The sequence below is a fragment of the Pseudomonas sp. CFBP 13710 genome (assembly GCF_014842235.1).
GTDB classification, from domain to species: domain Bacteria; phylum Pseudomonadota; class Gammaproteobacteria; order Pseudomonadales; family Pseudomonadaceae; genus Aquipseudomonas; species Aquipseudomonas baltica.
Genome location: NZ_JACYVJ010000006.1, coordinates 193,011 through 212,336, shown reverse-complemented (window position 1 = coordinate 212,336; position 19,326 = coordinate 193,011). Strand labels below are relative to the sequence as shown.

General features: G+C 63.6%; 13 protein-coding genes and 3 pseudogenes. 4 read left to right on the top strand and 12 right to left on the bottom strand.

Going from position 1 to position 19,326, the window contains the following annotated elements; all coding sequences use genetic code 11:
* Positions 1 to 137 precede the first annotated feature (137 nt).
* The 8 genes and pseudogenes from IFT44_RS15440 to IFT44_RS21405 all read right to left on the bottom strand — a co-directional run.
* A complete protein-coding gene (locus tag IFT44_RS15440) occupies positions 138 to 1,073 on the bottom strand; it encodes a hydroxymethylglutaryl-CoA lyase (protein ID WP_185793651.1) in 936 nt (311 codons plus the stop codon).
* Positions 1,070 to 2,260: a CaiB/BaiF CoA transferase family protein gene (locus tag IFT44_RS15435; RefSeq protein ID WP_185793652.1), complete on the bottom strand. Its 1,191-nt coding sequence runs from the start codon at positions 2,258 to 2,260 to the stop codon at positions 1,070 to 1,072. The genes IFT44_RS15440 and IFT44_RS15435 overlap by 4 nt, the downstream gene beginning before the upstream one ends.
* Positions 2,261 to 2,328: 68 nt before the next feature.
* Positions 2,329 to 4,188 (bottom strand): ABC transporter ATP-binding protein, encoded by a 1,860-nt coding sequence (locus tag IFT44_RS15430; protein ID WP_192176179.1) that lies wholly within the window; start codon positions 4,186 to 4,188, stop codon positions 2,329 to 2,331.
* A gap of 120 nt (positions 4,189 to 4,308) precedes the next feature.
* Positions 4,309 to 4,635, bottom strand: a complete 327-nt coding sequence (locus IFT44_RS15425; protein WP_185793653.1) for an AzlD domain-containing protein — start codon at positions 4,633 to 4,635, stop codon at positions 4,309 to 4,311.
* Positions 4,632 to 5,369, bottom strand: coding sequence for an AzlC family ABC transporter permease (locus IFT44_RS15420; protein WP_192057361.1), 738 nt, complete (start codon positions 5,367 to 5,369; stop codon positions 4,632 to 4,634). The genes IFT44_RS15425 and IFT44_RS15420 overlap by 4 nt, the downstream gene beginning before the upstream one ends.
* Positions 5,370 to 5,401: 32 nt before the next feature.
* On the bottom strand, positions 5,402 to 7,213 hold the full coding sequence (locus IFT44_RS15415) for a putative bifunctional diguanylate cyclase/phosphodiesterase (protein WP_192176178.1): 1,812 nt from the start codon (positions 7,211 to 7,213) through the stop codon (positions 5,402 to 5,404).
* 129 nt (positions 7,214 to 7,342) lie between these two features.
* Positions 7,343 to 7,864 (bottom strand): annotated as a pseudogene (locus tag IFT44_RS21410) (methyl-accepting chemotaxis protein); the annotation flags it as partial.
* A 609-nt stretch (positions 7,865 to 8,473) separates the two neighbouring features.
* A pseudogene (locus IFT44_RS21405) lies at positions 8,474 to 8,983 on the bottom strand (MCP four helix bundle domain-containing protein); the annotation flags it as partial.
* A 572-nt stretch (positions 8,984 to 9,555) separates the two neighbouring features.
* Between IFT44_RS21405 and IFT44_RS15405 the strand changes: the two are divergent.
* Both IFT44_RS15405 and IFT44_RS15400 read left to right on the top strand, forming a co-directional pair.
* The gene (locus IFT44_RS15405) at positions 9,556 to 10,806 is read left to right on the top strand and encodes an MFS transporter (protein ID WP_192057365.1); all 1,251 of its coding nucleotides are present in this window, start codon (positions 9,556 to 9,558) and stop codon (positions 10,804 to 10,806) included.
* A complete protein-coding gene (locus tag IFT44_RS15400) occupies positions 10,788 to 12,029 on the top strand; it encodes an arsenic transporter (RefSeq protein WP_192176177.1) in 1,242 nt (413 codons plus the stop codon). Before IFT44_RS15405 ends, IFT44_RS15400 begins: the two co-directional genes overlap by 19 nt.
* A gap of 21 nt (positions 12,030 to 12,050) precedes the next feature.
* On the opposite strand, the gene IFT44_RS15395 is transcribed toward IFT44_RS15400, so the two are convergent.
* From IFT44_RS15395 to IFT44_RS21395, 3 genes and pseudogenes are all read right to left on the bottom strand, one after another.
* A complete protein-coding gene (locus tag IFT44_RS15395; RefSeq protein ID WP_192176184.1) occupies positions 12,051 to 14,102 on the bottom strand; it encodes a TonB-dependent siderophore receptor in 2,052 nt (683 codons plus the stop codon).
* A 180-nt stretch (positions 14,103 to 14,282) separates the two neighbouring features.
* Complete coding sequence (locus tag IFT44_RS21400; RefSeq protein WP_425311990.1) at positions 14,283 to 15,146, bottom strand: methyl-accepting chemotaxis protein; 864 nt, start codon at positions 15,144 to 15,146, stop codon at positions 14,283 to 14,285.
* Positions 15,141 to 15,923, bottom strand: a pseudogene (locus tag IFT44_RS21395) (MCP four helix bundle domain-containing protein); the annotation flags it as partial. The pseudogene IFT44_RS21395 and the gene IFT44_RS21400, both read right to left, overlap by 6 nt.
* A 249-nt stretch (positions 15,924 to 16,172) precedes the next feature.
* Here IFT44_RS21395 and IFT44_RS15385 point away from each other — a divergent pair.
* Positions 16,173 to 17,765 carry a putative bifunctional diguanylate cyclase/phosphodiesterase gene (locus IFT44_RS15385; protein ID WP_192176176.1) on the top strand — a complete coding sequence of 531 codons (1,593 nt, stop codon included), beginning with the start codon at positions 16,173 to 16,175 and terminating at the stop codon, positions 17,763 to 17,765.
* On the opposite strand, the gene IFT44_RS15380 is transcribed toward IFT44_RS15385, so the two are convergent.
* Positions 17,756 to 18,778, bottom strand: coding sequence for an aldo/keto reductase (locus tag IFT44_RS15380; protein WP_192103581.1), 1,023 nt, complete (start codon positions 18,776 to 18,778; stop codon positions 17,756 to 17,758). The genes IFT44_RS15385 and IFT44_RS15380 overlap by 10 nt on opposite strands.
* A gap of 221 nt (positions 18,779 to 18,999) precedes the next feature.
* On the opposite strand from IFT44_RS15380, the gene IFT44_RS15375 reads away from it, so the two are divergent.
* Complete coding sequence (locus tag IFT44_RS15375) at positions 19,000 to 19,224, top strand: hypothetical protein (RefSeq protein WP_122712920.1); 225 nt, start codon at positions 19,000 to 19,002, stop codon at positions 19,222 to 19,224.
* Positions 19,225 to 19,326: the final 102 nt, after the last annotated feature.

The window sequence follows — 19,326 nt, the reverse complement described above, 5'->3', positions numbered from 1 at the left end:
GATGCAACGCGGTGCGCCTTTCGCGGCCACGGACCGCTCCTACGTTCGATCGCGGTCTGTTTTTCTCCAGGCGAACCCCTGAGCGGGATGCTTTTTCGTTGTTGTCTGGGTAACGAACGACGATGCTGCGGTGCTGCTCAGCCAAGTCCCGGCGGCAGCGGATGAAGGTCTGCGTTGCGCCCCGCCTTCGCCACCTGCCCCGGCATTTCATGCCCCAGCAGCGCTGGCAACGTGCGGGAAAGGTCGAGCAGACGGGGCAGATCGATGCCGGTGGGAATGCCCATCTCCTCACACAGGTTCACCAGATCTTCGGTGCAGATGTTGCCCGAGGCGCCCGGCGCGAACGGGCATCCGCCCAACCCCCCGAGCGACGCATCGAAGCGCCGCGCACCGGCTTCGTAGGCAGCCAGGACGTTGCTCAATCCCAGCCCGCGGGTATTGTGGAAATGCAGGGTCAGCGCTTCGGCGGGCAACTGTTCCAGCACCCGCCGGACCAATGCGTAGACCTGGCGCGGGTTGGCCATGCCCGTGGTGTCGGCCAGGGTCACGCCCTGCATGCCGAGCCGCTGATAGGCATCGACCAGGTCCATCACCACGCGTTCATCGATGGCGCCTTCGAACGGGCAGCCGAAGGTCGTGGCGATGGTGCCATTAAGGCTGACCGACGTACCGCGGGCCAGCTCGAGCACTTCGGTGAAGCCTGCCAGGGATTGTTCACGGGTCATGCGCATGTTGGCGCGGTTGTGGCTCTGGCTGGCCGACAACACCAGGTTGAGTTCATCCGCCTTGGCGACGAGCGCGCGCTGCGCCCCCTTGAGATTGGGGATCAGCGCCACGTAGGTCACACCCGGCTGGCGGGCGATGCCATGGAACACCTGTTCGCCATCGCGCAGGGCTGGAATGGCCTTGGGCGAAACGAAGGAACCGGCCTCGATGCGGCTGAAGCCCGCCAGCGAAAGCTGGTCGATCAAGGCAATCTTGTCTGCGGTGGCAACCCAGATCGGCTCGATCTGCAGACCATCACGGGGCGCCACTTCCTGAACGACGAGACGTTGCGAGTAGTCATTTATCACTGCACGATCCCCTCATCCTTCAGGCGCTGGATAGCGCTCTCGCTCAGGCCCAGCTCGGTCAGCACGGCCTGGGTGTGCTGCCCCAGGCTGGGCCCCTGCCAATTGACCACACCCGGCGTGGCAGAGAGCTTGGGCACGATGCCGGGCATTTTCGTTGCCACGCCACCGGGTAGCTGCGCATCGAGAATCATGCCGCGGGCCTGATAGTGCGGGTCGGCGACGATATCGGCGACCGAGTAGATGCGCCCGGCAGGCACCTCGGCGCTTTCCAGTGCCTGCAACACATCCTCGATGGGGCGCTGGGCGCTCCAGGCACTGATGGCGCCATCGAGCAGGTCGCTCTGCGCAGCTCGGCCATCGTTGTGCGCGAACGCCGGGTCATCGCCCAGATCGGCTCGACCGATGGCGTTCATCAGGCGCTTGAAAATGGGATCGCTGTTGCCCGCGATCACTACATAACCGCCATCGGCAGTGGGATAGGTATTGGACGGGGCGATACCGGGCAAAGCGCCGCCGCTGCGCTCGCGCACATGGCCGAGCATGGCATACTCGGGCACCAGGCTTTCCATCACGTTGAAGACGCTTTCGGCCAGGGAGACATCGACCACCTGACCGTCACCCTGACCGGTCTTGACCCGCAGCAACGACATCAGCGCGCCCATCACCGCATGCATGGACGCCAGCGAATCACCCAGGCTGACCCCCACCCGTGCCGGCGGTGAGTCCGGGTGGCCGGTGGTGTAGCGAATACCGCCCATGGCCTCGCCGATCGCGCCGAAACCTGGCCGGTCTCGATAAGGGCCGGACTGGCCATAGCCGGAGATGCGCACCAGCGTCAGCTTGGGGTTCAGCGCATGCAAGACGTCCCAGCCCAGGCCGAGTTTCTCCAGGGCGCCGGGACGCAGGTTCTCGATCAGTACGTCGGCGCTTTCGGCCAGTTGCTTGACGATCTCGATGCCTTCGGCAGACTTGAGGTTCAACGCCAGGGATTTCTTGTTGCGCGATTGCAGGTACCACCACAACGAAGTGCCTTCGTGGAGTTTTCGCCATTTGCGAAGGGGGTCGCCCTGCCCCAGGGTTTCGATCTTGATCACCTCGGCACCGAACTCGCCCATCATGCGCGCAGCGAACGGCGCAGCGATGAGGGTTCCGATCTCGATGACACGGATTCCGCTGAGAGCAGTCATGGGGCAGCCTCGATGTCTGTTGAAAAAAGGATGATCTGCGACGCGCCGCAGGGGACATGGCGCGCCACTCAGTCCTGATTGACGCCCTCGGTCAGTTGCTGGTCCTCGCCGAGGAAACCGCCGCTCTGGTGCTGCCAGAGGCGTGCATAGATACCGTTTTTCGCCAGCAGCTGGGCATGGGTGCCCTGTTCGAGAATGCGCCCCTGGTCCATGACGATGAGCCGGTCCATGGCGGCGATGGTCGACAGGCGGTGGGCAATGGCGATCACGGTCTTGCCCTGCATCATGTGATCGAGGCTTTCCTGGATGGCCACTTCGACTTCCGAGTCCAGCGCGCTGGTGGCCTCGTCGAGCAACAGGATCGGCGCGTTCTTGAGCATCACCCGCGCAATCGCCACGCGTTGGCGCTGGCCTCCGGACAGCTTGATGCCCCGCTCGCCCACCAGGGTGTCGTAGCCACTGTGGCCCTGGCGGTCGCTGAGTTGGCTGATGAACTCATCGGCCTGGGCGCTGGCAGCCGCACTGCGCACCTGCTCATCGGTGGCATCGGGGCGCCCATAGGCGATGTTGTCGCGAATGGAGCGGTGCAGCAGCGAGGTGTCCTGGGTCACCATGCCGATGGCGCTGCGCAGGCTGTCCTGGGTTACATGGGCGATGTTCTGCCCATCGATGCGGATCTCGCCACTGTCGACATCGTAAAAACGCAGCAGCAGGTTGATCAGCGTCGATTTGCCCGCACCCGAGCGCCCGACCAGGCCGATCTTCTCGCCCGGGCGGATGTCCAGGCTCAAACCGTCGAGCACCTGGCGTTCGCCGTTGTAGTTGAAGCTCACGTTGTCGAACGTCACTGCCCCGCCGGAAGTCGTCAGGGCACCTGCGTCGGGCGCGTCCTGCACCTTCGCCCCGCGGGTCAGCGTGCCCATGCCATCCTGCAGCGTGCCGATGTTTTCGAACAACGAGGTCATCTGCCACATGATCCAGTGCGACATGCCGTTGATACGCAGCGCCATGGCGGTGATCGCCGCGACGGCGCCGGTCCCGATCTCGCCCAGGTGCCACAGCCACAGCGCGTAGCCACCGGCCGCCATCAGCAGGCCGACCACCAGCGCCTGGTTGACGATCTCGAACTGGCTGACCAGACGCATCTGGCGGAAGCCGGTGTTCTTGAAGTCTTCCATGGCCGCACGGGCGAAGTGCGCCTCGCGGTTGGAGTGAGAGAACAGCTTGACCGTGGCGATGTTGGTGTAGGCATCCGAGATGCGTCCGGTCATCGACGAACGGGCGTGGGCCTGCTCTTGCCCGACCTTGCCCAGGCGTGGCACGAAATACAGCATGGTCAGGCCGAACAGCACCAGCCAGGCCACGAACGGCAGCATCAGCTTGGGTGCGAAACCACCGGCCAGAGCGATGATGGCGATGAAATACACGCCGATGCCCGGCAGGATCTCGATCAGGGTGAACAGCACGTCGCGCACGGCCAGGGCGGTCTGCATCACCTTGGTGGTGACCCGCCCGGAAAACTCGTCGGAGAAGAACGACAGGCTTTGCCGCAGCATCAGCCGGTGGAAGTCCCAACGCAGCCTGAGCGGCAGGTTGATCGCCAGAATCTGGTGCTGGACCATGGTGCGCAAGGCGACCAGGGCAATGCTGCCCACCATCACCAGGCCCATGCCCCACAACACGCGGCTTTCCTGGGCAGCGGCATCGCCGCCCTGCTGCCAGGTGGTGAGCAGGTCGACGACCTGGCCAAGAAAGGAAAACAGCCAGGCTTCATAGACCGACACCGCAGCGCTGAGCACCGCAAATGCCAGGATATAGCCGCGCGCGCCGCGCGTGCAGGCCCAGAGAAAACGGGCCAGGCCATCGGGTGGCGGCGGTACTTCATCGGGTGGGAAAGGGTCGAGCCTTCGTTCGAATGCACGAAGCATGGGGGTCTCCATCGGAATCAAGTGGCGCAGATTCTGCCACTTAATGGCGCACTCGTGGGTCGCGATGGGCGCCTTTGCGAAGAACGATGCATTCGGCAAGCGCGCGCGGCGTGCAATCCACTAGCTCGCCAGGGCCTTCAATCCCCAGAGCACGGCCATTCCGACGGCCAGGGTCAGCACCGTGCTCTTGAACTTCCAGGCGACCACCGCAGCGGCGATCGCCGCCGGAATCTGCGGATTGTCCAGCACCGGTGCACCCTGTCCGTTGGGGTAGATCACCGCCGGCAGCACCAGCGCGGCGAGGACGCTGGCCGGCACGTAGCGCAAGGCGCGACTGAGCAGCTCGGGCATGCGCCAGCGGCCGTGCAGCTCGACAAAGCACAGACGCATGGCGAAGGTTCCCACGCCTACGGCAACGAACAGCGCCCACAGGCCCAAGTCGCTCACGAGGCTCGCTCCTCGGGGTCGGCGCCAGCGCGCGAGGCCACCCGGTCGCGCCAGGTTTCGATGGCGAGGCCCGCAGCGATGCCACCCACCGCAGCGATGACCAGTCCAAGGTTGTAAGGCAGGTTCACCGCCAGCACGGCAAGCACCCCGCCTACCACGGCCGCGCCCAAGGTCGCCGGACTGCGGATGCCAGGCACCAGCAGCGCCAGGAAGGACAAGGGTATGGCAAAGCTCAATGACCAGCTCTGCGGGATGCTCGCGCCCAAGTACACACCTGCCAGTACCGAGACCTGCCACGCCAGCCACATGCCCACTGCGGTGCCAGCGTAGTAATGGTGAGCATGGCGGCCCAGTTCCCCGCTGTCGAACTTCAGTGTGCACAGCGCGTAGGCCTGGTCCGACAGCAGGTAGCACAGCGGCCAGGTCCAGCGCCGCGGCAGGCCGTGAAAATGCGGCGCCAGCGACGCGCTGTACATGATGAAGCGCAGGTTGATGATCAATGCCGTAGCGACGATCGCCACGGGCAGAACACCGACGTGCAGCAGCTGCAAGGCGACCATCTGCGCTGAACCCGAGTAGAAGAGCAACGTCATGCCGATACTGGTGCCCGGCGACAGACCCAGCTCGACCGCCATCACCCCTGTGACCAGGCCGAACGGAATCACCCCAGGTGTCAACGGCAGCAGTGCACGGATGCCCTGCATGAACGCTTGGCTTGCACTCGGGAAAGGCATTCAGGTTCCTCGGCTGGGTATGATCTCAGGCCTCAGCAAGTCACTTCGCGTGCGGCCTGTGCGACGGCAGCGGCACCGCCTTCGCGCTCGACCCACTCGATCAGTCGTTCGCTGGCCATCGGCGCAGCAATGAAGTAACCCTGCCCCTCGTCGCAACCCCAGCCTTTCACTGCGTCGAAACTGGCCTGGTTCTCGATGCCCTCGGCCACCACCTTGTAGCCCAGACGCTGCGCCAGATCAATGAGTGTGGTGACCAGGCGCCGGTCCTTCTCCTGGTTTTCGATGTCCTTGAGCAGCGAACGGTCGAGCTTTACCGAGGTGGCAGGCAGTTCGCGCAGGTAGGTCCAGTTGCTGTAGCCGGTGCCGAAGTCATCGATGGAGATCTCGATGCCCAGCGCACGCAGGCGGGTCAGCTGGTTCCGGCATTCGGCGGGGTTCTTGATCAACGCGCCTTCGGTGAACTCGATCTCCAGGGTCGCAGCCTCGACGTCATAGCGTTCCAGGGTCTGGATCAGCCGGTCGGTGAAGGCCGGCCCCTCGAGATCGCAGGGGCTGATATTGATCGCGACCTTGAAGTCGTAGCCCGCATCGCGCCAGTGCCTCGTCTGCTTGATGGCCGCCTCGACCACCCACACGCTCAACAGCCGGATCAGGTCGGTCTTCTCCGCCAGCGGGATGAATTCGTCCGGTCCTATCGGCCCCAGGGTCGGGTGGGTCCAACGCAACAGCGCCTCGACCGCGCAGCAGCGTCCGCTGGCGAAGTCGATGCGCGGCTGGAACACCAGGCCCAGTTGCTCGGACTCCTCCAGGGCGTACGACAATGAACTGAGCAGCACGAAGGCACGCTGCTGGGCGATGTCCAGTTCCGCCTGGTACCTGGCCCAGCCGATGCCGCGATCACGCGCGTAATCGGCGGCACTGACCACCAGACGGACCCAGTCACGGTCGTGGATCGTGTGGCAGTCCAGCTCCAGCGCACCCATGCCGATCTGCGTGCGAATCGGGATCCCGTCATGTTCGACCGGGGTGGCGAAGGCCGTGGAAAACCTCGCGTACAAGGTCGCCAGGCATTCGTCACGCGGCTTGATGAATGCGAAACGGGTGAGACCGATCCGGTACAGCACGCAGTCGTGGCCGATCAAGCCCGCCACCCGACGGCTGATTTCGCTGACCAGACGCTGGGAAAACGAATAGCCCAGCGCCTTGACGATATCGTTGACGAAACTGGGCGAGAGGAAATCGACCGCGACCAGCAACGGCTCTTCCCTAGCGCTCAGATGCCGATGGATGTCGTCTTCCAGGCGAATACGGTTCATCAGGCGGGTCGGCCGGTCGATGAACGAGTCGGCGCGCAGGTCGTGGAGCCGGTGCACCACCAACTGCGCCAGGTGCCGCAGGCTCGCCCGCTGGCCGGTGGACATCGGCGCGCGCGGCTGCTTGTCGATGACGCACAGGCTGCCCAAAGCATGGCCGTCATCGGTCAGCAGCGGCACGCCGGCGTAATAGCGTATGCCTGGTGCACCGGTGACCAGCACGTTGTGTCGAAAGCGGGGGTCGCGGTGGGTGTCCGGCACTTCGAAGAAGTCGTCGACCAGAATGGTGTGACCGCAGAAGGACACATCCCGCGGCGTGGATGAAACGGTGATGCCGACCTTCGCCCGAAACCACTGCTGCTGTTCTTCGAGAATGGAAATGAGCGCTATCGGCGTGCCGAAGACTTCAGCGGCCAGCGCCACGATCCGATCCAGCACCTCGTCGTCGACCGCGTCGCGGTAGCAGAGCTCGGCTACGCGGCGAACGCGCTCGCGCTCGTTGTCCGGGAAAGGTGGAGCGAAGTGGGTCATCACGGTATTCATTGCCCGATGGTCAGTCGCAAAGGGAGGCACTCAAGACAAGGCTGCATCCCTGTATCGGCAGCCTTTCCGGGAACTGTATACAGCTTTGCCCCAAGAGCACCACTGCCCTTCGTCTCCCTAGACAGCGCCGAAGAAGGCCACCTTCTGCGAAAGCCGGTCCGCCAGGCGAGCCAGCTCGGTGCTGGCGGTCGCGACCTGCTGCGAGCCGGTCGCCGACTGCACCGTCGAGCCATGGATGCGCGTGATGTTCTGCGAGACGTCGTCGGCAACTGCGTTCTGCTGCACCGAAGCGCTGGCAATCTGTGCGTTCATCAGGTTGATCGCGCCCACCTGCTCGCTGATCTTGGCCAGGGCTTGCTGCGCACTGCGCGTCTGGGTGACGGTGTGCCCCACCAGTTCGCAGCTGTTGCGCATGGTCTGCGCGGCCGCCTCGGTGCCCGATTGCAAGGTGCTGATCATCTCGCGGATTTCTTCGGTCGACTGCTGGGTGCGATTGGCCAGCGAGCGCACTTCGTCGGCGACCACGGCAAAGCCACGGCCGTGCTCGCCGGCGCGGGCGGCCTCGATGGCGGCATTGAGCGCCAGCAGGTTGGTCTGCGCGGCAATCGAGTTGATCACGTCGATGACCGATTCGATCTTTTCGCTGTGGCGCGACACCTGGTCGACGGTGTCGGTGGTCTGCTCCAAGGTGAGCGCCAACTGCTCGATAGCCCGCGTGGTGCTGGCCACCAGCCGATTGCCGCTTTCCACTTCGATATCCGCCAGGCGCGACGCATCCGCAGCCTGGGCAGCGTAACCGGAGACTTCGCCCACGGTCGCCGCCATTTGCGTGATGGCGGTGGCCACCTGTTCGGCCTCACGGGTCTGCAGGCGAATATGCGCGTCGTTGGCGGTGGAGGTCGCCGACAGCTGCGCCGAAGAGTGAGTGACTTCCCGCGCCGCCGTACGCACCTGCTCGATGGTCTCGCGCAAATGGCCCAAGGCGGTTTGCAATACCCCCATCACGCTACCGGGGTAATCGGTCACGATGGTCTGGTTCAGGTTGCCTGCGGCGAGTTGCTCGATCGCCAGGGCCACTTCGGCCGGCTCGGCGCCCAGCGTCGACTTGACGAAGCGGATGATCACGATCGACAGCACGATGCTCAGCAGCAGCGCGATACCGGTGGCCACCAGCATCAGCGTGCTGAACTGGCTGGCGGTAGCCTGCACATCACCCAGCTTGGCCTTGATCGCGGCTTCCTCGTAGTCGATCAGTGCGTTGATGCGCTTGAGCCATTCGCTGTAGTCATCCGAAGTCTGGCGCAGCAGCAAGGCCTGGGCACCTTGCACATCACCGCCCCGCCGCAGTTCGATGAGCGTGCGGGTCGATTCCAGGGTCTGCCGCTCGATGCCCTTGATGGCCGCCAGCAACTGACGCTCCTCGCCTGTTACGCCAGCGCTCTGGAACAGCTGCTCCATGGGCGCGGCGGAATCGACATAGTCTTTTTCCAGCGAGGCCACCTGCGCCAGGTGTTTTTCCAGGTCGCGATCGTTGTCCACCAACACCGCGTCACGGATGGCGATGGCACGGTTGTGCACGCTGCCGCGAAAATTGATGGCGTAACGCTGGATCTTTGCCGCGTTCTCGCTCACGTCACTCAACGTGGAATCGATGAACGCAACGCGCTGAATGCCGATGGCGGTGATCATCACCAACAAGGCGAGAATGGCCGCGAAGCTCAGGGCTATGCGCGTGGCCAGAGACAGAGGTTTTTTCATGGCAGGCTCGAAAGTTCGCCCGATGAGGACGGAAAAGGCGCGCGATCCGAAGGTGCAGTCGCGCCGAAGCGGCGGACGTTACGGCGCTGCTGGCAAGGAAGCCAATTGGCATTTCGCGGAGCAATGATAGCTAAACGCTATCAAACTAATCCCGCCGTGAGTTGTATCATTGAGTTGACACTCAACACCATCGCTTCACAGTCGCCTGATGGACAAGAACTCAGAAATTCCAGCGGTTGTTCGACGGTGCCATGGCAGCTGTATGCACTGTTCGCCCTGATCGGCGCAGCGATCACCGTCTGGCTGTGGCGGGCCCTGCCGCAGGGTAGTAACCGTGAAACTGCCTGGCACTCCGGCAGACGGCCGGCGCGCCGTTGTTCGGTGCAGCCATGGGCGCCATGGGTGTCAACGGTGCCCTTTTCGCCTTTGCCCTGCCTGCCTTTCTGGCGATATTTCTCAGGCCCAAAACCCGCTAGCAAAATCTTCATTCGATTGCGCGGCAGAGCCCGGAACTTACGCTCGATCCGCCGACTCAGTTCTGTACCTGCCTGCCCTCATTCGAGACCACTGCCTTGGCCACATCTGCCACTTCGCGGCGTAACGCGCTGTCTCTCGACGGCCTGAATTTCTTCCTCGCCGATGTCCGTGACGGGCTCGGACCCTATCTGGCGATCTACTTGCTGGCGGTGCACAAATGGGACCCCGGCAGTATCGGCCTGGTGATGACCCTGGCCGGGCTGGCAGCACTGCTCACCCAGACGCCCGCCGGCGCCTTGATCGACAAGACCCGGCACAAACGTGCGGTGGTGGTGGTCGCCGCCCTGCTGGTAACCGCCAGCTGCGTGGTACTGCCTTTCATTACTTCGTTCGGGCTGGTCGCCGCTACCCAGGCGCTCGGCGCCATCGCCGGCTCGGTGTTCGCTCCGGCCATCGCCGCCATCTCCCTGGGCATCACCGGGCCCAAGGCCTTCACCCGGCGTACCGGCCGCAACGAAACCTACAACCATGCCGGCAACGCCTTCGCCGCCCTGCTGGCGGGCGGGTTTGCCTACCTGTTCGGCCCGGTCGCGGTGTTCTATCTCATGGCCGCCATGGCCTTGGCCAGCGTACTGGCAGTGAGCTGCGTGAAGGCCGATGCCATCGACCACGACGTCGCCCGCGGGCTGGAGGCACACCACAAGGACGGTCACGAACAGCCCTCCGGCTTCAAGGTGCTGCTGGGCAACCGTGCGCTGCTGGTGTTCGCGGTGTGCTGCGCGCTGTTCCACCTGGCCAACGCGGCGATGCTGCCGCTGGTAAGCCAAAAGCTTTCGCAGATCGACCTGAGCATGGCTACCCCATTGACCTCGGCCTGCATCGTCGCCGCGCAACTGGTGATGGTGCCCGCCGCCCTGCTGGTGGGTGCGCGTGCCGATCAATGGGGGCGCAAGCCCCTGCTGCTGGCCGGCTTCCTGATCCTGCCGATTCGCGGTGTGCTCTATACGTTTTCCAATGATCCGTACTGGCTGGTGGGCGTGCAACTGCTCGATGGCATTGGCGCCGGCCTGTTCGGTGCACTGTTTCCGCTGGTGGTCAAAGACCTCACCCACGGTACCGGGCGTTTCAACGTCAGCCTGGGCGCCCTGACCACGGCATTCGGCCTGGGCGCTGCGCTGAGCAACGGCCTGGCCGGCCTGGTCGTGCAGGAGGCCGGCTACAGCGCAGCCTTCCTGACCCTGGCCGGGGTCGCCGCGGTGGCCTTCGTCCTGCTGCTCACTGCCATGCCGGAAACCCTGCGCCGCGCCACTGAACAGGATGCCACGCCTTGCCCCACGCCAGCTTGATCATCTGGGGCGTCAGCCTCCTCGCGACGTTGGGCATCATCACCACGCCATTGCGGATTCCCGAATACGTCTGGGCGCTGGCGGCAGCGATCGGTCTGGTCGCTGGCGGTTTGATCGCCTGGCCTTCGGCACTGGCAGCGGTACTCAAGGGTACCGATGTCTACCTGTTTCTGGTGGGCATGATGCTGCTGGCCGAACTGGCCCGCCGTGAAGGGTTGTTCGATTGGCTGGCGACCGTCGCTGCCCGCCAGGCCCGCGGCAGTGCGCAACGGCTGTTCGATCTGGTGTTCGTGGTTGGCACCGTTGTGACTGTTTTCCTGTCCAACGATGCCACGGCCGTTGTGCTGACCCCGGCCGTGTACGCGGCCACCCGGGCAGCACGCGTCAACCCGCTGCCGTATCTGTTCGTCTGCGCATTCATTGCCAACGCTGCCAGTTTCGTCCTGCCGATTTCCAACCCGGCCAATCTGGTGATATTCGGCAAGCACATGCCGCCGCTGCTCGATTGGCTGGCCATGTTCAGCCTGCCGTCCCTGGCGGCCATCGCCATGACCTATCTGGTTTTGCGCCTGACCCAGCGTCGCCATCTGCAGCAGCGCCTGGAACTTGTCGAACAACTACCCCACCTGAGCGCAGGTGCTCGACTCACCGCCTGCGGGCTGGCCGTCACGGCGGTGCTGCTGTTGACCGTATCGGCCCTGGACGAAGCGCTGGGCCTGCCGACGTTCCTCGCCGCCGTCACCACTCTCGCCGTCGTCCACCTGTACCAGAGAAGCAATCCCTGGCCGGTGTGCAAGGGCGTGGCCTGGGGCGTGCTGCCGCTGGTAGCGGGGCTGTTCGTGCTGGTGGAAGGCATTGGCCAGACCGGCGTGACCGGTCAGCTTGCCAACTGGCTGGAACAGGCCGCCAGGCACGCGCCGGCCCAGGCACACTGGTGGGCAGGAGGTTTGGTGGCGCTGGCCTGCAACATCGGCAACAACCTGCCGGTGGGCCTGCTCAGCGGATCCATCAACGAGCTGTCGCACCTGCCGCCCGCTGTCACCGGCGCGCTGGTGGTCGGCGTCGACCTGGGCCCCAACCTCTCGGTCACCGGCTCCCTGGCGACGTTGCTGTGGTTGATCGCGGTGCGCCGCGAAGGGGTCGAAATCAGCGCCTGGGCGTTCCTCAAGCTTGGCGCCGTGGTCATGCCGCCGGCCCTGATCGCCGCCCTGTGGCTGCTTTGAGGCCGCAGGCGCATTCGCGTCTCAGAACTTCACGGTCGCCGTCAGACGCGCCGTGCGCAACGCGCCCTCTTCCACCTGCAGCGTGCTGCTGCCGGTGGTGGCTGGGTAATACTGCTTGTTGAACAGGTTGTCGATGTTCAGCTGCAGGCGCGTTTCGTAACCTTGGGTGGGCAGGTCCCAGCGCACGAAAGCGTCGGCCAGGGTGTAGCTGTCCATCCAGAAACTGTTGGCGCTGTCGCCCGGCCGCTCGCCCACGTAGCGCGCGCCTGCGCCCACATGCCACTGGCCGGTCTGCGCGGGCAAGGCCAGATGATGGGTCAGGTACAGGCTGGCCGTGTGCATCGGCGCGTTGGGCAGACGATTGCCTTCCTGCTCGGGCGCTTCGGCGTTCTTCAGCACTTCGGTGTGGCTGTAGGCATAGGTGCCGATCACACTCCAGTTCTCGGCTATCCGACCGGTGACATCCAGCTCGACACCGCGCGAGCGCGCCTTGCCGACCGCCTCGTCGAGGCTGTCGCCATTGCTCTGCAGCACGCTGTTGACCAGGTTCTTCTTCTCGATGTCATACACCGCCAGGTTCACGTTCAGCGCAGCGGTTGGCGTGTATTTGACCCCGGCTTCGTAGCTGCGACCTTCGGTGGGCTTGAAGCTGTTGCCTGCATCGTCGGCGTCGTTGGGCACGAACGAGCGGCTGTAGTTGGCATACAGTGCCACCGTTTCGCTGGGCTGGTAGACGATCCCGCCAAAGGGAATGAATTCGTCGCCGTTGGAATCGGCACCGGGCGCGTACGAGCGGCCCAGGCCCTGATCGCTGTATTGGTCCCAATGCGCCTGACGCCCACCGAACACCAGGATCCAGCGATCGTTGAGGTGCCAGTTATCCTTGAAGTACAGGGATGTGGTGACCAGGTTGTTCTCGGCATTGCTCTGCGCCGCGCTGACCGTGACCGGCTCGGCCAGACGGCCATAGACCGGGTTGCGGATGTCGATATTGCCGGCGGCGGTATTGGCGTTGCGGTAGGTCTTGCCGCGGTATTTGTCCAGCGACTCGTTGTCCAGGCCCACCACGATTTCATGCCGCTGGCCGAACAGCTGCTGGTCGCCGATCAGGTCCAGCGCGGTGTAGCGGCTTTCGTAATCGTAGTGACCGCCATTGGCGATGCGCCGCAGCGTGTTGCCGGTGAGCGTGTTGGGTTGAGCGATGGCCAGGCTGTAGCGATCCTGGGTCCAACCGTAGGTCAGGCGACTGCGCCAGGCGTCCCCCAGCTGGTATTCGAACTTCGCTGTGGTGCTCTGGCTGATGCCCACGGTCTTGGCCCAGCGCTCGTCGAGGCGGTCGCGGTAGCTGATGTCGGCGGGTTGCCCAGCGACGAACACGGTGCCACGGTCGAACGGGCTGGCGTAGTCGTTGTAGGTATAGGCCAGCGAAGCACTGGCCCGCTCACCGACCCAGGCAATCGACGGAGCGATCAGGGTGTGCTCGTCGGTCCCATAGTTGCGCCAGTAATCCTCGTGGCTGCGCTCGGCCACCAGCCGGTAGGCCAGATCGGTATCGCCCAGCGGGCCGGTGGTGTCCAGCGACAGCGAACCGCCGCCCTCGCTGAAGCCGGATGCGCCGAGGGTGGTGCTGCGGGTGAACTGCGGCTGCTTGCTGACAACGTTGATGACCCCGCCCGGTTCGAGCGCGCCATACATCAGCGAGGCCGGCCCTTTGAGCACTTCCACATGATCGGTGGTCGCCCCCAGGTTGCGACCGATGGCCGAGCGGATGCCGTCGCGCAGGATCGAGTTGTCGTCGTTGCTGCCAAAGCCGCGCTTGATCAGCGCATCCTTGGTGCCGCCCAGGGTGTTGGTCTGGGTGACACCGCTGACGAAGCGCATCGCGTCGTTCAAATCCTTGACCTGGTAGTCGTCCAGCGTGCGTGCCGTTACCGAATTGATGGTCTGCGCTTCATCACGGTTCTGCGTGGCGCTCTTGCTGGCGGTATCGCCGAGCACGCGGGCATAGCCGTCATCGCCCTCACCTTCGCCGGTGGCCTGGATGACACTGGATGGCAGCTCGGTGGCCGCCATGGCCAGGCAAGGCAGGACTGAGCACAACAGCACCCAGGAATGGGCCCGATTCAACGACTTGACCACGCGTGTAACTCCGTACTGGATAGAAGACGCGAATGCGTCCCATCTCAATTGTACGGACTATTGCGGTCATTTGCTGAATCGGTTGTACGATTTTTGATTACCTGAAAGACGAATTCAGAGACGGAAGCGACCCACCAGATCGTTGAACGAGATGGCCAGGCGCGACAGATCCTGGGTCGATGCGCTGGTCTGGTGAGCGCCTGCGGCCGTCTGCGTCGACAGATCCTGGATGTTGATCAGATTCCGGTCGACCTCACGAGCCACGTGGGCCTGCTCTTCGCAGGCGCTGGCGATGACCAGGTTGCGGTCGTTGATCTGCGCGATCCCGGTGGCGATGGATTGCAGCGCATCGCCGGTGGCTTTGGCCAATACCTGAGTGTCCCCTACCAGCCCCTGGCTCTTGCCCATGGCAGCGACTGCCTGGTCTGCCCGCGAACGCACCGCACCGATCATGCTTTCGATCTCGCCCGTGGACGACTGGGTACGCGCCGCCAGTGCCCTGACCTCATCGGCAACCACCGCGAAACCACGCCCCTGTTCGCCGGCGCGGGCCGCTTCGATGGCCGCGTTGAGGGCCAGAAGATTGGTCTGTTCGGCGATACCGCGAATCACGTCGAGCACCTTGCCGATATCGCGCACCTGAACCGCCAGGTCTTCCACGATGGTGGTCGAGGACTGGATTTCGATGGTGGCATTGTTCACCGCTTCCACGGCATTGCGCGCCTGCGTCAGGCCATCGGTGGCCTGGCTGCTGGCGGTCTTCGAGGCTTCCGAGGTGGAGATGGCGTTGCGCGCGACCTCTTCCACGGCCGACGTCATCTCGGTGACGGCCGTGGCCGCCTGCTGAATCTCGTCGTTCTGACGCAACAGCCCACGGCTGCCGTCTTCAGTGACCGCGTTCAACTCTTCGGCTGCCGAAGCGAGTTGGTTCGAGGCGTCGGCAATCTGGTGGATGGTGGCCTTGAGGCCTTCCTGCATTTCGCCGAGTGCGGCGAGAAGCTGCCCGGTCTCGTCACGGGCCGAGCTGCCAATGCTGTGGGTCAGATCACCCTTGGCGATCAATTTCGCGCTGGCCACCGCGGTGGCGATGGGCCTGCTGATCAGGCGGCTCATGAACAGCCCCAGTGCCAGTGCTGCCAGAAAGGCCAGTGCGATGCCGATGTAGAGCACGGTGATCGCCGCCTGTTCCTGCTCGTCGGCGTCACGCGCGCCTTCCTGGATCTGCCGGTTGTTCGACTCGACCATCACGGTCAACTCGTCCATGACGGTGCGATAGGCCGGCTGGATCTCCCCCGACATGAGCGAGCGCGCCGCTGAAACATCGCCGGTGTCCAGCACCGACAGGACCTTCTGCAGCTGCGCCTGATACAGCGGCCAGTCACGTTCCATCTTGTCGCCGGCGGCACGCTCGTCGTCGGCCTGTGGCGTCTTGCGGTACGTCGAAAAAGCCTTCTCGCTGTCCGCCAGGTTGGTGTTCATACTCTGGCGAATCGAGTCCTTGGCGCTTTGCGAATCGTTCTCCGCATGGGCGGCGATCAGGGCGTAGAGGTCTTTGAGCTGGGCAATGGCCTTGCTCTTGGCTTCGGCCGTCTTGGCAACCGACACCAGGTTGTTAGAGAACACCCCTTTGAGGCTGTCCGACAGCTGACTGACGCCGCGGCCCCCCAGCAGGCCGACGCCGAGGGTAATGAACGCACACAACCCGAAGGCCGCAATCAGCTTGGAAGATAACTTTGCATCGCGAAGCCACGTCATACAGGTATCCTGTCAGGTCCACCAAAAAAAGCCCCGGGTTCGGCACTTTCCTTAGCGTCGTGGGCGGTATGAACCTGCTATCGGCATTGCCGCAGGAAGCTTGAATAGTGTTCGCAGGCCGTGTGGCCACTTGGGCCTACCTTCTGTCGTGGCGACCAAATGCACCCGCCATACGATCAGCGGTATGAACGCTTGTGAGATGATGGCTGTCTGACATCACTCTATCCGCATGACCTTGCGATGCCGCCCATGAACGATCTCAACCGCCGTAATCCATGCCGCTTGCCGATGCTGCTGACGCTGACGCTGCTCACGATCGTGGGGCTCTCCATCCTGTGGGAGTTCCACCTCGAAGCCTATGTGATGCACTGGCTGAACCTGCCCTACGACGGTGATTTCGAAGATGCCGAACGCTGGCGTTTCGTGCTGACATCTTCGGGGTTCTCGATGATTTCGCTGATCGTGCCGACCATCGTGCTCAAGCGCATGGTCACCAGTACTCAGCTCAGCTACCGGCGTCTGCAGCGGATCCAGTTTCAAACCGAAACCCTGGCCAAGTACGACTCCCTCAGCGCCTTGATCAACCGTCGCGGCTTCATGGACCTGCTGTGCGAACGGCTTGCACAGCACCGTTGCGTATCGATCATGCTGATCGACCTGGACCACTTCAAAGCCATAAACGACCAGCATGGCCACTCTGGCGGAGACAGCGTGCTGGTCGAGGTGGCCGACCGGCTCAAGCACATCGCACGCTTGCACGGTGGCACCGCCGCCCGACTGGGTGGGGATGAATTCTGCCTGCTGTTTCTGGACTACAGGGATGAGCGCGAGTTGAGCGACATTGCCGCAACGACCATCCAGTGGGTCAGCGAGGCCTTTGTCGAACCCTCCACCCCCGTGCGGCTGGGCGCGACCATTGGCATATCGCGTTCCTGGATCGATGCCACCGAGGCGTCCGCACTGCTGCACTGCGCCGATACGGCGATGTACCGGGGAAAGAACGCTGGCCGCTCCATGTTCAATTTCTACGACAACGAATACGAGCGGCAGCTGCGGGCCCAAGCCGACCTCGACCAAGCCCTCAGGCACGCGGTGGAGCGCGAAGAAATCGTGCCGTTCTTCCAACCCATCGTCACCCTTCCGTCGCAGACGATCGTAGGCTTCGAGGTGCTCGCACGCTGGGCCCGGCCCGACGGCAGCACCGGCATGCCTACCGACTTCATCCCGATACTGGAGCGCCTTGGCCTGATTCCGGCCATGACCCGCTCACTGGTCAAGCAGGCCTGCAGGGCGGCCAGCTTCTGGGACGACACACTGCACCTGTCGCTCAATGTCAGCGCCACCATGATCACCGACGAGCTGTTCCCCGATCGCCTGGCCGAGCAACTCAGGCATGAACGCTTCCCCTACGAGCGCTTCGAAGTGGAGATCACGGAAGAAGCGCTGGTGGGCAACCTCGACGCCGCCCAGCGGAACCTGAGCAAGCTGCACGCCTACGGCATCAGCGTGGCGCTGGACGACTTCGGCATCGGCTATTCGGGCCTGTACCATCTGACGCGGCTGTCCATCGACAAGATCAAGATAGACCGCTCTTTCTTCGAGGCCGGCAGCATTGACCACCTGCCCATGGTGGAAGCCATCCTGGGGATGGCACGCAGTCTGAAAATGAAGGTTACGGCCGAAGGCATCGAGGACTTCCACTTGCCCTACCTGCCGAAATGGCTGGCTGAAAATGGTTGCCATTATGCCCAGGGGTATCTATATGGCCGCCCACAGGCAGGGAGCACCATCGCCGCCGCCGTCCAGGCGCCGTTGACGGTCTGCGCCGCAGCTCAGAACTGAACCCGACGCCCGGTCACCGGGTAGCTCGGGTCGGTGTAGCCAGGCGTCGAGCTGTGGCCCGCCACCACCAGGGCGTCGATGAACGCCTCGTCCTCTGCGGTGAACCGGTACTGCAACGCCGGCACATAGTCGCGCCATTGCTGTTCGGTGCGAGGCCCGGCGATGGCCGAGCTGATCAATGGGTTGTTGAGCACCCAGGCCAGCGCGAACTGCCCCGAGGTGATACCGCGGGCCTGGGCGTGATCCTTGATGCGTTGCGCCAGGTTCAGCGACTCTGGGCGCCACTCGGTCTGCTGCAGGCGCGGATCGCTGCGCCCCGCCCGCGTGTCGACACCCGGTTCGGCACCGGGGTCGTACTTGGCGGTGAGCACGCCTCGCGCCAGAGGGCTGTAGGACACCACGCCGATGCCATAATGCTCGGCTGCCGGCAGATGCTCGGCTTCGATCTGCCGATTGGCCAGGTTGTACAGTGGCTGGCTCACGGTCGGCCGCTCGACCCCCAGCAGGTCTGCCACCCGGCAGAATTCGGCAAGCTTCCAACTGCTGTGGTTCGACAGCCCGTAGCCGCGGATCTTGCCGGCGCGAATCAGATCGGCCAAGGCGCGCACGGTCTCTTCCACCGGCGTGAAAGGGTCTTCACGGTGCACGTAGTAGAGGTCGAGGTAATCGGTCTGCAAGCGGCGCAGACTGCCTTCCACCGACTCGATCACGCTATGGCGCGAAGCCCCGCGCCCATTCGGCCCTTGCACGCCGGGGTTGGGGTTGACGAACTTGCTCGACAGCACCCAACGCGAGCGCTGGCCGGCGATCAGCTTGCCCACCGCGATTTCCGAAGCGCCGTCGTTGTAATTGTTCGCCGTGTCGATGGCATTGATGCCCTGCTCCAAAGCATCGTCGACGATACGCTTGGCAGTGGCGTCGTCGGTCTGGCCACCGAACATCATCGTGCCCAGGGTGATTTCGGAAACCTGCAGACCGTGGCGGCCCAGGCGGCGGTATCTGACGTCGCTCATCGGAAAGTCCTCTCTTGGCAAAACCGGCGGCCATGCAAGGCCCTGTTCCTCGATGCTGGCGTATCCGATCCAATCCAGCAACATACTGGCCTATAGCCTCTATCAGAAAAGACTATTTAAGCTGCGCGGGCTGTGGCCGATAGACTGATCACACTCAAATGAAACAACGCTCATCCCGTGGCCAGGACGCCTACACCAAGATAGAGCCCTCGGAGCACCGCATGCCCACCACCCACATCACGGAAATGCAGGAAGACGTCCATGACGCGGCACGTCAGTTGGAAATGATCTACCAAATGCTCCGCGGCCACGCCCTGTTTCTGCGCAGCAGAAACATCGACCATCTCATAGATGATGTCTTGCTCGTTGAAAACCAGGCGGGCGCTCTGGCCCTGTCCATTCAAGATCTAAAAGGGGCCGCGTCCAGGATGGCCAAGGCGGCGTAGCTCGAGAAGCCTCGTATCCCACGAAGTCCAGTATACGAGTCTCTTATTCCATTCAGGAATTTACTGAAACCGTTTAGTGATTATCCAGGCATAAGCACCAAT

Excerpts from the sequence above, each read along its gene's own strand:
- IFT44_RS15435 (WP_185793652.1), bottom strand. The coding sequence starts at position 2,260 with ATGACTGCTCTCAGCGGAATCCGTGTCATCGAGATCGGAACCCTCATC.
- IFT44_RS15430 (WP_192176179.1), bottom strand. The coding sequence starts at position 4,188 with ATGCTTCGTGCATTCGAACGAAGGCTCGACCCTTTCCCACCCGATGAA.
- IFT44_RS15420 (WP_192057361.1), bottom strand. The coding sequence starts at position 5,369 with ATGCCTTTCCCGAGTGCAAGCCAAGCGTTCATGCAGGGCATCCGTGCA.
- IFT44_RS15415 (WP_192176178.1), bottom strand. The coding sequence starts at position 7,213 with ATGACCCACTTCGCTCCACCTTTCCCGGACAACGAGCGCGAGCGCGTT.
- IFT44_RS15395 (WP_192176184.1), bottom strand. The coding sequence starts at position 14,102 with ATGGCGGCCACCGAGCTGCCATCCAGTGTCATCCAGGCCACCGGCGAA.
- IFT44_RS21400 (WP_425311990.1), bottom strand. The coding sequence starts at position 15,146 with ATGCAGGAAGGCCTCAAGGCCACCATCCACCAGATTGCCGACGCCTCG.
- IFT44_RS15385 (WP_192176176.1), top strand. The coding sequence starts at position 16,173 with ATGAACGATCTCAACCGCCGTAATCCATGCCGCTTGCCGATGCTGCTG.
- IFT44_RS15380 (WP_192103581.1), bottom strand. The coding sequence starts at position 18,778 with ATGAGCGACGTCAGATACCGCCGCCTGGGCCGCCACGGTCTGCAGGTT.
- IFT44_RS15375 (WP_122712920.1), top strand. The coding sequence starts at position 19,000 with ATGCCCACCACCCACATCACGGAAATGCAGGAAGACGTCCATGACGCG.